This is a genomic window from Alkanindiges hydrocarboniclasticus (assembly GCF_001982605.1).
Classification (GTDB): Bacteria; Pseudomonadota; Gammaproteobacteria; order Pseudomonadales; family Moraxellaceae; genus Alkanindiges; species Alkanindiges hydrocarboniclasticus.
Map to the genome: position 1 here is coordinate 141,039 of NZ_MLCN01000013.1, position 14,455 is coordinate 155,493.

Below are 14,455 nucleotides of genomic sequence, written 5' to 3' on the forward strand. Positions count from 1 at the left end.
TCTGCTTAACAATACTGTTTTAGGAATACTTATTGGGCAAGGTGGCCAATTTATCTATTTTTTGGGAATGAGCTGTAGCAAATTGGCATTTGGCCCATCTTCCAGCAGCCAGATTGAACCGTCCGGCCCCTGCTCCACTTCACGGATACGCGCACCCATATCAAAGCGTTCCGCCTCGCGGGCACTGTTGCCATTAAACTCTATCCGGATTAAGGCTTCTGAGGATAACCCACCCGTAAAGGCATTGTTTTTCCACGCCGGAAACCGGCTGCCACTATAAAACATCAGGCCGGAGGGTGAAATAACCGGTGACCAGCTTACGGCAGGTGCCTTAAATTCTGGCCGGGTATTATGGTCAGGAATGGGCTTGCCATCATAATGATCGCCATTGGATACCAGTGGATAGCCATAGTTCTGGGCTTTTTCAATGAGGTTGAGTTCATCCCCACCCTTGGGCCCCATTTCAATTGTCCACAGTTCACCTTTGGCATTGAAGGCCAGCCCCAATGGATTACGGTGGCCCAGACTCCATACCTGCGCCGCCACACCGCCTTGGCTCGCAAAAGGATTATCGGCTGGGATACTGCCATCATCCTTCAGCCGGATAATTTTGCCCAGATTGCTATTCATATCCTGTGCCGGATCAAATTTTTGCCGCTCGCCAGAGGAAATCCACAGCATGCCCTGTTGATCAAAAGCAATGCGGTGGCCAAAATGGCCATCTCCCGATACTTTGGGTACTTGCCGCCAAATTACCTGTACATTGGATAACTGGCCGCCACCATTGCTGTCCAGCACTAGCTTAGCGCGTGCTACCGCTGCCCCTTTACCGCCTGTGCCACTTTCAGCATAGCTTAAATACACCAGTCCGTTAGTGGCAAAATCCGGGTGTAGCACAATATCGCCCAATCCACCTTGTCCGCCATAAGCCACTTCTGGTACACCAGCAATACTGCCATTTTTTCCGGCTTTAATATCATAAAGCTTTAGCTGACCTTTTTTTTCAGTGATCAGCAAGCGACCATCCGGTAAAAAGGTCATAGCCCATGGTTCATTAAACCGGGCCACTTTCTGGCTGCTAAATGTGGTTTTACCATCTGCTACGGGTGCAGGTTGGGCAGCGGAACTATTGGAAGAATTATTACAGGCAGTCAGACCAGTCAGCAGGCCAGCCATTAATCCGGTTAAGGTCATTTGCTTGAGCATATTGAGCATGGGTTTCTCCGTCAGGTGGCTTAACGCCATATGGTCAGCCTACCCGTTTTTATAGGGTTACTTCAGATTAAAAATTTAAGACCAACATCTCATGTAGTGACCATAAAACAGTTTTTCCACCACTGTGCATGAATTTTGTGACGGTCTGCCCTGAAAGTTTTACGGCATAAAAAAAGACGAGAAATTTCTCGCCTTTTTTAATATCCGGTTAAGACTTAACCTGACACAACGCTGATAAAAACAGTACTTATCAAGACAGCAGTTACCAGCCTAAAGCTTTTTGCTGCGCCAGAATCAGCTCGGCAATGCCTTTTTCAGCCAGTTCCAGCATCTGGTTGCACTGGGCACGGTTAAATGGCTTGGTTTCTGCGGTGCCCTGCAATTCAATAAACTCACCGGACTGGGTCATCACCACGTTCAGGTCAGTTTCACATTTGGAATCTTCTTCATAGCATAAGTCCAGCAAGGCCTCACCCTGATACATGCCCACAGAAATAGCCGCCACCAGTCCTTTGAGCGGATCGTGCTTTAGTTTTTTCTGCGCTTGCAGGGCCGCCAGCGCATCAACCAGTGCCACAGCGCCGCCAGTAATGGCCGCTGTACGGGTACCGCCATCGGCCTGCAACACATCACAGTCGATGGTAATGGTATTTTCACCCAGTTTTTTGAGGTCAACCATGGCACGCAGGCTGCGGCCAATCAGGCGCTGGATTTCCTGGGTGCGGCCAGACTGCTTGCCACGTGCTGCTTCACGGTCATTACGGGTATGGGTTGCACGCGGCAGCATGCCGTATTCAGCCGTAATCCAGCCCTGTCCGGTACCCTTTAAAAAGCGGGGCACACTGGTTTCAACGCTGGCAGTACACAACACCTTGGTATTGCCAAACTCTACCAGTACAGCGCCTTCAGCATAACGGGTGTATTGACGGGTAAACGTCACGGGTCTTAATTGGTCGTTACTGCGTTGGTCAAAGCGCATGTGGAGTTCCTTGGCTGCTCAGAGAATTTTGAGACGCATTATAACAGCACATCAAAAGAAGATAACCCTGTACAGAAAATGATACAGCCCAATGCCCCGATCATAGCAGCATCTCATAGCAGCCTTAGCCTATGCCAGAACATGACCGGCGCCACTCTTAGTAAGCGTTAACGCACACCATCACGGTCATAAAAAAAACCTGCAACCAGTAGCTGGCGGCAGGGTTTTTTGCAGGATTAGCGCGACTGTTACAGTAGCTTAGGCAGCGCGGGCAAACAGGTTTTTTAAGGACAGCTTGCTACGGGTGGCCTTGATCTTATCAACCATCTGGTCTGGCAGGGAGTGCTCGGCCAAACGCGCCCACACACTGGCAAACTGCTTGGCAAAGCTGGCTGAATTGTAGTTCTGGCCATATTCTTCGCACACTGCACGTACTTTGGGTGCCATTTCCTGATAGCGGTTGGCTGGCACATCCGGGAACAAATGATGTTCAATCTGGTGGCTCAGGTTACCACTCATGAAGTGAATAATCTTGCCGCCCGTAAAGTTGCTTGAGCCACGAATCTGGCGCAAGTACCACTCGGCCTTGGTTTCATTGGCTGTGTTGTCTTCCATCATCTCGGCATCTTCGGTGAAGTGACCGCAATAAATCACCGCAGATGACCAGTAATTACGAATAATATTGGCAAAGAAGTTACCCGCGATGACTGGCAGGAACATTGGGCCAGCAATCACCGGGAAAAACACATAATCCTTGGCAAACTGGCGCAGGGCTTTTTTACGCCAGTTGCCAGATTGCAGGTAAACGTCCTTCAGGGTTTTTTCACCGCTCAGCACTTTTTCAAATTCCATGCGCTGCAAGCTGAGCAACCATTCAAACCCTGTGGACAGGACAAAAGCCACTGGCACATTAAACAGGAAACGCGGTTCCCATTTCTGGCCACGAGTCATGCGCATCACGCCGTAACCAATGTCATGATCCTTGCCCAGCACGTTGGTGTAGGTGTGGTGAATGTAGTTATGGGTATATTTCCAGTCTTCACCGGTACAAATGGTATCCCAGTCGTAGTTGGCACCATTTAAGCTGGGGTCGTTTAACCAGTCAAACTGGCCATGCATCACGTTGTGGCCCAGTTCCATGTTTTCAACAATCTTGGATACACCCAGCATGGCAGTACCCAGCAACCACACCGGTGGAATCCAGCCACCGAACATCAGCATGCCGCGTGAGGCAATTTCGGTGTAACGCACAAAATTACGTACTTTGTAAATATAGTCAGAATCTTCTTTGCCAATCTTGGCCATGGTGTCCTGACGGATGGCTTCAATCTTGCGGCCAAATTCCTGGATTTCGTCAAAGCTCAATGCACGGCTTTTGCTTTTTGCGGCTTTTACAGCGTCATAATTAATGCTATTCATAATCTTCTACTCTATTTGTTAATGTATTGAAGGGCTGGCTTACAGGTCAATTTCAACCGGACTGACCGCTTCGCTGACACACAATTTAATCTGGACATTGTTCTGGTCATTAATTTCGCCAGTGAGCTGGTTACGCACTGCACCACTCACCTTGGTACACACGCAGGTATTGCAAATGCCCATGCGGCAGCCAAACGATGGTTTTAAACCCGCTGCTTCTGCGCTGGCCAGCAGGTTACCGCGGCCTTCAAATTCCTGCATGCTGCGGCGGAAATTTACGGGTACGGCCTGAGCGTCATCACTCACGGTAACTGGCAAAAAACTTTCCTGCGTGAGTTGCGCACTCCAGCCGCGTTTTTGCCAGATCTGCCGGGTGGCTTTCATCAAGCCGGGTGCAGCACACACATACGTTTCACGGTACTTGGCATCAACGCACAACTGATCCAGCGTTTCTTCATCAAAAAAGGCCGGTTTTTCATTACTGTCTACAATAATGTTCAGGTTGAAATGCGCATGCTTGGCCGCCAGTGCTTCCAGCTCGGCACGGAAGGCCGGATTACGTGAATAATAAATCAGGGTAACCGGCAGCTTAGAGCGTTCAAGGGCTTGTTTGGCCAATGGAATCATGGGGGTAATGCCGCTACCGGCAGCAATCAGTAACACCGGATGATCATGTTTTTTTAAGGTAAATTCGCCCATGGCCGGGGTAATTTCAATGACATCACCCACGCGTGCATCGTTGGCCAGATAGTTAGAAACACGGCCCTGTTTTTTAATGCCCAATACAATGCTGGAATCGCCCGGAAAACTCACCAGACTATAGGCACGCTGGTGTTGTACGCCATCAACACGCACAGTTACCATGACAAACTGGCCCGGTTGGTACTGGCTAAATTTATTGTTAGTGGCTAAGGTCAGCTTGATCATGCCATCGGCAATCGGCTCGATGTTGTCAATGCGGGCCATGGTACGACGCAGGGTCCACATCGGATTTACTTTGGCCAGTACAAAATCAACGAAATCTTCGCGAACCCAGTGTGGCTTATAATTGCTGGTCTGTAACATGATGCGGCCCTCTTGCATGCTTGTATTCTGGATGTATTCACATATTTGGCAGTTTGCTAATCAGTGAACACTTGTTAGTATTGTGAACACATGTACACTAATATAGCGTTTTTTTCGTTTCAGTCAACATCTGTTCACTGAATTTTTATAAAGAAGTTTAATTTTTTTGTTAAACTTGTTGCCTATCAGTTTTTTTGGTCTGTATGAATGTCGATCAGAGATGAACGCAAGCAACAAAGCCGTCAAGCCCTGCTGGATGCGGCCCTGACGTTAAGCACCTCTGGACGTTCCTTTAGCACCATCAGCCTGCGTGAAGTGGCACGTGAAGCAGGTCTGGTGCCGACTGCGTTTTACCGGCATTTTCAGGATATGGATGAGCTGGGCAATGATCTGGTAGATCAGGTGTCCATTAGCCTGCATCATTTGCTACGCAGCCTGCGTGAAGGCTACAGCCTTAAAGCAGGTTCCAAAACCCGGCTTAGCATAGAGCGCTTTTTTACAGCGGTTGACCACTCGTCCCGCCACTGGCTGTTTTTAATTGGTGAGCGCTGGGGCGGCTCCTCGGTAATCCGCGATGCCATTGCCCGTGAAATTCATTTTTTTATTGATGATCTGGCGGAAGATTTAAAAAAACTGCCGGCTTTTGAACATGTGAGTACCACGCAGGACTTGCAAATCATGTCATCGATCTTGATTAACATGTCTTTTTCCTGGGCAATGACCTGGCTAAATCTGCCGGATAAAAATAATTCAGCCACGTTAGAACAGCAGCGCGAGCAATTAATTCAAAATACCACCAAGCAGGCCCAACTGATGTTTCGCGGCATTTCCAACTGGAATAGTGAGGCAGGCGATCAATCCTGAATGTGGCCTGTAGCTTATGCGCCAAGACAGCCGTGCATAAAAAAAGCCTCAAACAATTGAGGCTTTTTTTATACAACACATTTTATTTTTTGGCAGGGGCCGGTTTTTTCACCAGCGCACGCTCTTTGTTAATCAGGTAATTAACCACCTGAATGACTTTCTGGTTTTCGCCTTTTACCACATACTTGCCGTTAACCACCATGGCGGGTACACCGTCCAGCTGATAAGCCTGTGCCAGTTGCTTGGACTGGGCTACCTTGCCAGACACGGCAAATGAGTTGAACATGGCATTAAACTTGTTGCTGTCGACGCCATAGCCTTTATAGAAATTAGCCAGCGATTTCTGGTCAAACAGGCGCTGGTTTTTCTGGTGAATGGCATCAAACAATGGCTTGTGGACTTTATTGGTCATTCCCATCAGGTCAACCGCATAATAGCCACGGGCATTTTGTTCCCACACCGGGTTCATGGCTGCCGGCGAGCGCACAAAGTTTACATTGGCTGGTTTTTTGGCAAGCCAGGATGCAACATGAGGTTCCAGAATGTAGCAATGCGGGCAGCCGTACCAGAAGAACTCACGCACTTCAATCATACCCGGTTTGTCAACCTTGCCCGGATTGGCAATCACGGTATAATCCTTGCCAGCCACAAACGGTTCAGACGCCATGGCCAAACCAGACATGGCCATTACAGATGCGGTCATTGCACTTAAAACCAAATGTTTCATCTTGATAATACTTCCTGTGCCTGTATAAAAATTTTAGTCAATGGTAAAACATCTTGTGGGATAGTATATGTGGATTCTGTGAAGTTTTGCACAAAGTCACTGTTTTTATTCAATGTTAAACATTATGCTGGTTTACAATCAGGTCAGGCAATCGAGTGCCAAAAACTTCTGGTTCATGCTCAGGTGCCCTGCAAAAACACTTTAAATCAACTTTTTGGGATGTTGCGACCATGTCTTCTACACACGGGTCCTCTACACACGGGCCATCTGCCAATGTAGATACTCAGGAAATTGCCAAATTTGATGCACTGGCTGCCAAATGGTGGGATACCACGCCCAACTCCGAGTTTTATCCACTGCACCAGATTAATCCGCTGCGCCTGAACTGGATTAGCGACCACAGTGGTGGCATCAGTGGCAAGAAGATTGTCGATGTCGGCTGTGGTGGCGGCATTCTGGCCGAATCCATGGCACGCCGCGGTGCCGAGGTGCTGGGCATTGACATGGCTGAAGCACCGCTGGCCGTAGCCAAGCTGCATGCCGAGCAGGACAATGTCACCAATATCAATTATCGCCGTGTGCCGGTAGAGCAACTGGCCGCCGAGCAAGCCGGGCAATACGACATTGTGACCTGCATGGAAATGCTGGAGCATGTGCCCGATCCAGCGGCGGTGGTGCAAGCCTGTTTTGATCTGGTCAAGCCGGGTGGCCATGTGTTTTTTTCCACCATTAACCGCAATCCCAAGGCTTATCTGTTTGCCATTATTGGCGCTGAATATGTACTGCGCCTGCTGCCACGTGGCACGCATGACTTTAAAAAGTTTATTCGCCCGTCCGAACTGGCGTCCTATATCCGTCAGGCAGGCTTGAGCTACGACCACATCATTGGCCTGCACTACAACCCGCTAACCAAGTACTACTGGCTGGCCCCCAATGTGGATGTCAACTATATGGTACATACGCGGAGGCCTGTTTAAATGACACTGCAACAACCACTGCGTGCCGTGCTGTTTGACCTTGATGGCACTTTAATTGATACCGCACCAGATTTTATCCGCATTATTGGCCTGATGTGTGAGCAGGCTCAAATTCAGGTTCCGACAGATGACCTGATCCGTGCACAGGTTTCTGAAGGCGCGCGGGCCATGGTTAACCTGATTTATCCCGACCTTGAAATGAACAGCCCGGAACTGCTGCAAATGCGCCAGCAGTTTTTAGAGATTTATGCCCAGAATATTGCTGTGGACACCTGCCTGTTTCCCCAGATGGAAGCATTGCTGAGTACGCTGGAAGAACTGGGACTGCCGTGGGGAATTGTTACCAACAAGCCCCGTAGCCTGAGTGAATTATTGCTGGCAGCCCTGAACCTGACTGAACGCTGTCAGGTGCTGGTATGCCCTGATGATGTAACCCGCACCAAGCCTGATCCCGAGCCAATGCTACTGGCAGCCAGCCAGTTGGACTTGCCCCCCGGGCAGATTGTGTATGTGGGCGACCACCCGCGTGACATTGATGCCGGACGTGCAGCGGGTATGCCCACGGTGTTGGCAGCGTATGGCTATTTACCACCTGATCACAGGGATGATCTTGACGCATGGCATGCCGATCACATTGTCTACAATGTTGATGAATTGATTGAATTAATTCATCAGAGCACTCACCATTTGCTCACAGAGCAGGGCTAACCTGCATTATAGAATTTAACCACAAGGCGAATAAACCATTGCTCTTGTATTGCCAGCGCATAGGCTGTTGATCCCTTTCAATAATTATTAATGAATAAATAAGAGGAAGCTATGATTGACTTAAAACAGATTGATCTAAAACAGTACCAGCCCCGTACCGATTTACTGAAAAACCGGGTTATTCTGGTTACGGGAGCCGGGGATGGCATTGGCAAAAGTGCTGCTCTCACCTACGCCCGCCACGGTGCTACCGTGGTATTGCATGGCCGTACCATTTCCAAGCTGGAAGCAGTGTACGACCAGATTGAACAGGCTGGCGGTGCCAAGCCCGCCATTTTACCACTGCATTTGTCCAGTGCTTCAGAGCTGGAATACTCGCAGCTTTTTACGACCTTACAAAACCAGTTTGGCCGTCTGGATGGCATTTTGCACAATGCCGGGATTCTGGGGCATCGCGTTGCACTGGAACAGTACGACGTACAAACCTGGGATGAGGTGATGAATGTTAACCTGCGTGCCCCGTTTTTACTGACCCAGTTTCTGTTGCCTTTGCTTAAACAGTCTCAGGATGCCAGCGTGATATTTACCACCAGTGGTGTAGGCCGCACTGCGCGTGCCCAGTGGGGTGCCTATAGCGTGTCCAAATTTGGTGTAGAAGCCCTAAGCAAGATTTTTGCAGCAGAGTTTGCCAATAGCGGGGCAATCCGCTTTAACTGTATTAATCCCGGTGCTACCCGTACCAGCATGCGGGCCGATGCTTATCCGAATGAAAACCCGCAAACACTGGCCACCCCGGACAATATCATGCCGGCTTACCTGTACCTGATGGGGCCGGATAGCCATGGTATTACCGGAGAATCAATGGATGCCCAGCAGCCCTGAATAGCATTTTAAGCCAGCAGCCATGGCCACCCATTTAGGGTTTTGTAGGGTGTTTTTTTCACAATGCAGGCAAAACATGTTAAAACTTTAGCCTTGTGATGGATTAACGCAGACTGATCAGTACTGATTAGTGGCTAATCCATGACCAGCTATTTTTTTAAGCGTTAATCTGTGAATGACCAAAGTGTTCATGACCCGTAATTGCAAGGATATCCAGCCCGTATGATCAAACCGCGTTTGCGCCAGCAACTGGCCGAACTAACCGCCCTTCCCAGTATTTCCTGTACCATGGCGGAACAGGACATGTCCAATGTGCCTGTTATTGACACGCTGGCTAACTGGTTTGAAACTGCCGGTTTTGCCTGTGAAATCATGCCAGTTGCACCCGGCAAGGCCAACCTGATTGCTGTGCGTGCCGGGACTGACCCACAAGCACGCGGCGGACTGGTACTGGCTGGCCATTCCGACACGGTGCCGTTTGATCAGAACCTGTGGCATAACGACCCGTTTAAAATGACTGAGCGTGATGGCAAGCTGTACGGGCTTGGCATGGCCGACATGAAAGGCTTTTTTGCCTTAATTCTGGATGCGGTGGCCAATTATGCCAAAACGCCATTTCGTGCACCGCTGATTGTGATTGCCACCTGCGATGAAGAAACCTCAATGGCAGGTGCCCGTGCCCTAATGGAACAGTCCAAGGGACAGGGGCGTTTTGTGCTGATTGGTGAACCAACCAACCTGAAACCCGCACGCCTGCACAAGGGCGTGATGCTGGAACGTGTCGTGATTACCGGCAAATCAGGGCATTCCAGTGACCCTGAGCTGGGCCGTAATGCCATTGATGCCATGCATGAAGTGGTTAGCCGCTTGCAGCAATTTCGCACCAGCTTAAAAAAAATCCAGCAACCCTTATTTCCAGTGCCTTACCCCACTTTAAATCTGGGTTGCATTCATGGCGGGGACAACCCCAACCGCATTTGCGGCCTGTGTGAATTGCAGTTTGACGTGCGGCCATTGCCGGGTATGGACATTGAAAGTATCCGGGCCGATATCCGCCAGTTGCTGAACGGTATTGAACAGCAATTTGGTGTGAGCATGCTGTATGAACCGGCCACGGCAGGTTCCGGGGCTGCCGAAACCCCGGCAGATTCGCCGTTTGTGCAAAAAATTGAAGGCCTGCTGGGTGAAACGGCAGGTGCAGTGTCATTTGGCACTGAAGCCCCCTATTTTCGGGCACAAAACATGGACACCGTGATTCTGGGGCCGGGCAATATTGAACAGGCGCACCAACCGGATGAATACCTTGAGATTAAAAATATTTCACCCATGCTGTTATTATTAAACCAGTTGATTCATTACTATTGCGTTCAGGGACATGCCCGGCTTTAAAATCTGCCAGGTTCGTTATATAACGTGTTATCCCTTTTTTGTGTGAACTTGCCATGTGGGTGATGTTCTCTCACCCGCGTGCCGTCACTGGAAAAAATGAAACACATGCGGCTTGACTGCTGCCCTGATGCAGCCCTTTTTATAGCAAATCTTGCGAGAGAATTTGCCGGACTTAACAGGTAGACCACACTTGCCATGACAGACGAATTTTTGTGTCCAGACACCATGACCGAACAATATGTTCACTGGTTCCGTAATTCTGCGCCTTATATCAATGCCCATCGCGACAAAACTTTTGTGCTGATGTTTGGCGGTGAAGCGGTCAACCATGAGAACTTCCGCAATATTATCCATGATATTGCCCTGCTGCACTCACTGGGTATTCGCCTGATTCTAGTACATGGTGCACGCCCGCAAATCAATGAAAACCTGATTGAATATAATCTGGAAACCCCGTTTCACAACGACTTGCGCATTACTACCCGTGAAGCCTTACGCTGCGTACTGGATGCCGTGGGTTCCATTCGTCTGGAAATTGAAGCGCTGCTGTCGATGGGTCTGGCCAACTCGCCCATGTATGGCGCACGCATTGATGCCGTATCCGGTAACTTTGTCACGGCGCGTCCCTATGGCGTGCGTGACGGCGTGGACTACCAGTTGACTGGTGAAGTGCGTTCGGTGGATGTGGATGCCCTGCAAAAAAGTCTGGCCAACCGCAATATCATTGTACTGGGGCCAACCGGTTATTCCACTACCGGTGAAGTGTTTAACCTGCTGGGTGAAGAAGTGGCTGTTAAAACCGCCATTGCACTCAAAGCCGACAAGCTGATTTTTCTAGGTGAAAAAGAAGGCATTAGCGATGATGATGACCGCCTGCTGCGCGAACTCATCCCCAATGAAGTGGAACAATACCTGCGTAACAAGCCGCTGGACAGCGAACTGCTACTGCACATGAAAGGCGCTGCCGATGCCTGCCGCGGTGGCGTGCGCCGCGTGCATATCATTTCCTACGCGCGGGATGGCGCACTGTTGCAAGAGCTATTTACCCGTGATGGTTCTGGCACGCTCATCAGCCATGATCCGTATGAAGAAATCCGTACCGCTGATATTGACGACGTGGTTGGGCTGATTGAACTGCTGCGCCCGCTAGAAGAAGAAGGCATTCTGGTGTATCGCTCACGGGAACGGCTGGAAACCGAAATTGACAAGTTTGCAGTGATTGAACGCGATGGCATGATTGTCGGCTGTGCGGCGATGTACCCGATTCCGACCACAGGTGCAGAAGTTCACGCGGCTGAAATTGCCTGTGTGGCCGTGCATCCCAATTACCGTAGCGGCAACCGCGGTGCCGAGTTACTGGATTATCTGGAAGCCAAGGCACGCAGCAAGGGCATTCATGATTTGTTTGTGCTAACCACCCGCACCGCGCACTGGTTTATTGAACAGGGCTTTGAACCTGCACCCGTTGAAGCATTGCCGAATGCCCGGCAAGCGCTATACAACTACCAGCGTAATTCCAAAATCTTTAAAAAGGTAATTTAACCTTTGCCTTAAAAATTGCTGGATTATAGAAATAAAAAAGCCACGCTTTTAACCCAAGCGTGGCTTTTTTATAGGCATCAAGTTTTATGGCTTGAACAATTCAGCCACGATTTCAAAGCTTCTTAACCGATCTTTAAACTCATATAAATCGCCAGTAAAGATCAGCTCATCCGCTTGGGTTTGCTGCACGATATCAGTGAGGCGCTGTTTAATTTTTTCTGGCCCGCCAATGGCAGCCATGCCCAAAAAGCTGTTCAGGCTGGCTTGCTCATGCGGATTTAATTCACGCATCTGCCGGGTTGGTGGCTGGCTTTTAATGCTCTTGCCCTGCATCAGGTTTAAGATACGCTGGTACAAACTAGTGGCCAAGTAATCGGCTTGTTCATCGGTATCGGCTGCAATCAGCGGTACACCCAGCATCACATACGGCTTGTCCAGCACAGCAGACGGCTTGAAATTTTCCCGGTACAGCTGAATGGCATCCATCATAAAACGCGGGGCAAAATGTGAGGCAAAGGCATACGGTAAGCCCCGTGCTGCGGCCAGTTGCGCACTAAACAGACTGGAACCCAGCAACCAGATGGGAACATGCGTGCCCTGCCCCGGCACGGCCTTGATACGCTGGTCAGACTGGATATCGCCCAGCAGGGTTTGGATCATGCTCACATCTTCCGGAAACTCTTCGGCCGACTCTAAATGATTGCGGCGCAAGGCACGAGCGGTATGCTGATCGGCACCGGGCGCACGCCCCAGTCCCAGATCAATCCGGTTAGGGTATAGGGTCGCCAGCGTACCAAATTGCTCGGCCACCACCAGCGGCGAATGATTGGGTAGCATCACCCCACCGGAACCCACGCGAATGGACTGGGTGTTTGCCGCCAGATAGCCAATTAACACAGCAGTTGCCGAACTGGCAATACCATCCATGTTGTGATGTTCCGCCACCCAAAAGCGGGTATAGCCCAGCTGTTCAGCATGCTGCGCCAGTGCCAGTGAATTTTTAAGGGCAGTGGCTACATCGCTGTCATCGCGAACGGGCGCCAGATCCAGAATCGAATAGTTGCAGGATGACAAAACCGACATGAGCACTCCTCAAGATAGCCATGGATAACAGCCCTGAATGTAAGGCTGAAAAAGTATTGTCCAAAGTGTAGCGGGTTTTCGTTAGCATGCAGCCTGCAATTACATAAACATTAAAAACACAGCATTTCTTAACACCCAGCAGCAGCAGTTTGCTTTAGGGTAAAATGATTAACTCAGCGCATGGAGGTACACGATGTCTCACAAACAAAACCAGCCTGCCGGTGGACACAATGTTAAACAGGTCGATGGCCAGTTGGTGCAGGATAGCGGCGGCAACAGTCAGGACAACCGCAACCAGAGTACCCGCCAGAACCGCAATTCCGGTCTTGGCCCAGAGGGTGGTCAAACCAACCACAACAATTATCAGCAATCACGTCGATAGTTCGTTGTAATCAAAATGACTAAGCATGGGATTGTTCTCATGCTTTTTTGTTTTTATCCATTAAAAATAAAATAAGCGGCATTGGTTTTAGAAGCGAAACTTGATTTCCACCAGATGAAAACCAAACTGGCTTTTAATCGGGCCATGCACGACTTTTTCGGCTTTGCTAAATACCACACTATCTATTGGCTTCACCAGTTGGCCTTTTTTCACTTCACCCAGTTCACCGCCTTTTTTGGCCGAATTGCAGGTGGAATGCTGTTTGGCGAGTTTGGCAAAGTCTGCGCCATTGGCCAGTTGCGCTTTTAGCTGTTCGGCCTGTTCGCGGGTTTTGACAAGGATGTGACGGACGATAGCGGGCATGGAAAGTTATTACTATCATTAGATGATATAAATTCTATTAGATTTGTCTAAAAAACATAGAATTTTTTTATCAAGTCTGTAGGATTAGCCATATTTTTTTCTGTGATTGATGTATGTTTCTCATTTCTTATACTTCATTAATAATTATATGTATTTATTTGATTTCAGTCATTTCTACCAAATATTGCACCCTTCCTTCTGAAATTATTAGTAGAAATTCAAACTTAGATGCCTTAAGAGGAATTCTAGCGAGCTTAGTAGTAGCTCATCATTTTTATATTACTTATAGCTGGAAAAATACTGGTCTTTGGGTTAAACCCGAAAGTGAATTATTAAATAATCTTGGCGCAATTCCTGTTTCAATATTTTTTATGATAACTGGTTATCTGTTTTTTAATAAAATTATTTCATCTCAGAATTTAAATTTTATTTCTTTATATAAATCGAGAATTAAACGAATAGTGCCATTGTATTATTTCTTAACTTTTATTGTTTTTATGATTACTATCTGGAATATTAGCAATTCCTCTGTAAATATATCTCAAATATTGGTATGGCTGATAAATTGGTTAACTTTTAGAGGTACCGATTTAGTTAATTTTGAATCTACTAAAATCTTGGCAGGCGCGCAGTGGACTCTTATGTATGAATGGGGATTTTACTTTTTACTTCCAGCTATTTATCTTATTATCAACCATAGATATTTCAAAAATAACCTAAACTTAGTTATACTTATATTTTTTATTTTTTATTTTTTATTTTTTATTTTTTATTTTTTATTTTTTATTTTTTATTTTTTATTTTTTATTTTTTATTTTTTATTTTTTATTTTTTATTTTTTTTTTTTTATTTTTTATTAT

General features: G+C 48.1%; 15 protein-coding genes. 8 read left to right on the forward strand and 7 right to left on the reverse strand.

Translation table 11 applies throughout. From position 1 onward, the window contains the following. Positions 1–54: 54 nt before the first annotated feature. From BKE30_RS05960 to BKE30_RS05975, 4 genes are all read right to left on the reverse strand, one after another. The gene (locus BKE30_RS05960; protein ID WP_198938047.1) at positions 55–1,206 is read right to left on the reverse strand and encodes a PQQ-dependent sugar dehydrogenase; all 1,152 of its coding nucleotides are present in this window, start codon (positions 1,204–1,206) and stop codon (positions 55–57) included. Between the two features lie 271 nt (positions 1,207–1,477). Beyond that, complete coding sequence (gene rph, locus BKE30_RS05965; RefSeq protein WP_076877684.1) at positions 1,478–2,194, reverse strand: ribonuclease PH; 717 nt, start codon at positions 2,192–2,194, stop codon at positions 1,478–1,480. 258 nt (positions 2,195–2,452) lie between these two features. Next, positions 2,453–3,613 carry a fatty acid desaturase family protein gene (locus tag BKE30_RS05970; protein ID WP_076877685.1) on the reverse strand — a complete coding sequence of 387 codons (1,161 nt, stop codon included), beginning with the start codon at positions 3,611–3,613 and terminating at the stop codon, positions 2,453–2,455. Between the two features lie 39 nt (positions 3,614–3,652). After that, entirely contained in the window at positions 3,653–4,696 is a 1,044-nt protein-coding gene (locus BKE30_RS05975) for a ferredoxin reductase (RefSeq protein WP_227518355.1), read from the reverse strand. Between the two features lie 189 nt (positions 4,697–4,885). Here BKE30_RS05975 and BKE30_RS05980 point away from each other — a divergent pair, with 189 nt between their 5' ends. Continuing rightward, positions 4,886–5,542, forward strand: coding sequence for a TetR family transcriptional regulator (locus BKE30_RS05980; protein ID WP_076877686.1), 657 nt, complete (start codon positions 4,886–4,888; stop codon positions 5,540–5,542). Between the two features lie 82 nt (positions 5,543–5,624). Here the strand turns inward: BKE30_RS05980 and BKE30_RS05985 are convergent, their stop codons facing one another. Continuing rightward, positions 5,625–6,269 carry a thiol:disulfide interchange protein DsbA/DsbL gene (locus BKE30_RS05985; protein WP_076877687.1) on the reverse strand — a complete coding sequence of 215 codons (645 nt, stop codon included), beginning with the start codon at positions 6,267–6,269 and terminating at the stop codon, positions 5,625–5,627. 230 nt (positions 6,270–6,499) lie between these two features. Here BKE30_RS05985 and ubiG point away from each other — a divergent pair, with 230 nt between their 5' ends. The 5 genes from ubiG to argA all read left to right on the forward strand — a co-directional run bounded on the left by ubiG (position 6,500) and on the right by argA (position 11,767). Continuing rightward, positions 6,500–7,246, forward strand: coding sequence for a bifunctional 2-polyprenyl-6-hydroxyphenol methylase/3-demethylubiquinol 3-O-methyltransferase UbiG (ubiG, locus tag BKE30_RS05990; RefSeq protein WP_076877708.1), 747 nt, complete (start codon positions 6,500–6,502; stop codon positions 7,244–7,246). 18 nt (positions 7,247–7,264) lie between these two features. Beyond that, positions 7,265–7,954 carry an HAD family hydrolase gene (locus tag BKE30_RS05995; protein ID WP_076877709.1) on the forward strand — a complete coding sequence of 230 codons (690 nt, stop codon included), beginning with the start codon at positions 7,265–7,267 and terminating at the stop codon, positions 7,952–7,954. A 111-nt stretch (positions 7,955–8,065) separates the two neighbouring features. Next, on the forward strand, positions 8,066–8,836 hold the full coding sequence (locus BKE30_RS06000; RefSeq protein WP_076877688.1) for a YciK family oxidoreductase: 771 nt from the start codon (positions 8,066–8,068) through the stop codon (positions 8,834–8,836). A gap of 222 nt (positions 8,837–9,058) precedes the next feature. Then, positions 9,059–10,225 (forward strand): acetylornithine deacetylase, encoded by a 1,167-nt coding sequence (argE, locus tag BKE30_RS06005; RefSeq protein WP_076877689.1) that lies wholly within the window; start codon positions 9,059–9,061, stop codon positions 10,223–10,225. Positions 10,226–10,420: 195 nt separating this feature from the next. Next, on the forward strand, positions 10,421–11,767 hold the full coding sequence (gene argA, locus BKE30_RS06015; protein WP_076877691.1) for an amino-acid N-acetyltransferase: 1,347 nt from the start codon (positions 10,421–10,423) through the stop codon (positions 11,765–11,767). A gap of 84 nt (positions 11,768–11,851) precedes the next feature. On the opposite strand, the gene BKE30_RS06020 is transcribed toward argA, so the two are convergent. After that, on the reverse strand, positions 11,852–12,850 hold the full coding sequence (locus BKE30_RS06020) for an LLM class flavin-dependent oxidoreductase (RefSeq protein ID WP_076877692.1): 999 nt from the start codon (positions 12,848–12,850) through the stop codon (positions 11,852–11,854). A gap of 193 nt (positions 12,851–13,043) precedes the next feature. Here BKE30_RS06020 and BKE30_RS06025 point away from each other — a divergent pair, with 193 nt between their 5' ends. Beyond that, on the forward strand, positions 13,044–13,232 hold the full coding sequence (locus BKE30_RS06025) for a hypothetical protein (RefSeq protein WP_076877693.1): 189 nt from the start codon (positions 13,044–13,046) through the stop codon (positions 13,230–13,232). Between the two features lie 87 nt (positions 13,233–13,319). Here BKE30_RS06025 and BKE30_RS06030 read toward each other — a convergent pair whose 3' ends face one another. Continuing rightward, positions 13,320–13,595, reverse strand: coding sequence for a peptidylprolyl isomerase (locus BKE30_RS06030; RefSeq protein WP_076877694.1), 276 nt, complete (start codon positions 13,593–13,595; stop codon positions 13,320–13,322). Between the two features lie 113 nt (positions 13,596–13,708). On the opposite strand from BKE30_RS06030, the gene BKE30_RS15730 reads away from it, so the two are divergent. After that, positions 13,709–14,455, forward strand: a 747-nt coding sequence (locus tag BKE30_RS15730; RefSeq protein ID WP_143253662.1) for an acyltransferase family protein, incomplete at its 3' end; no start/stop codon positions are given.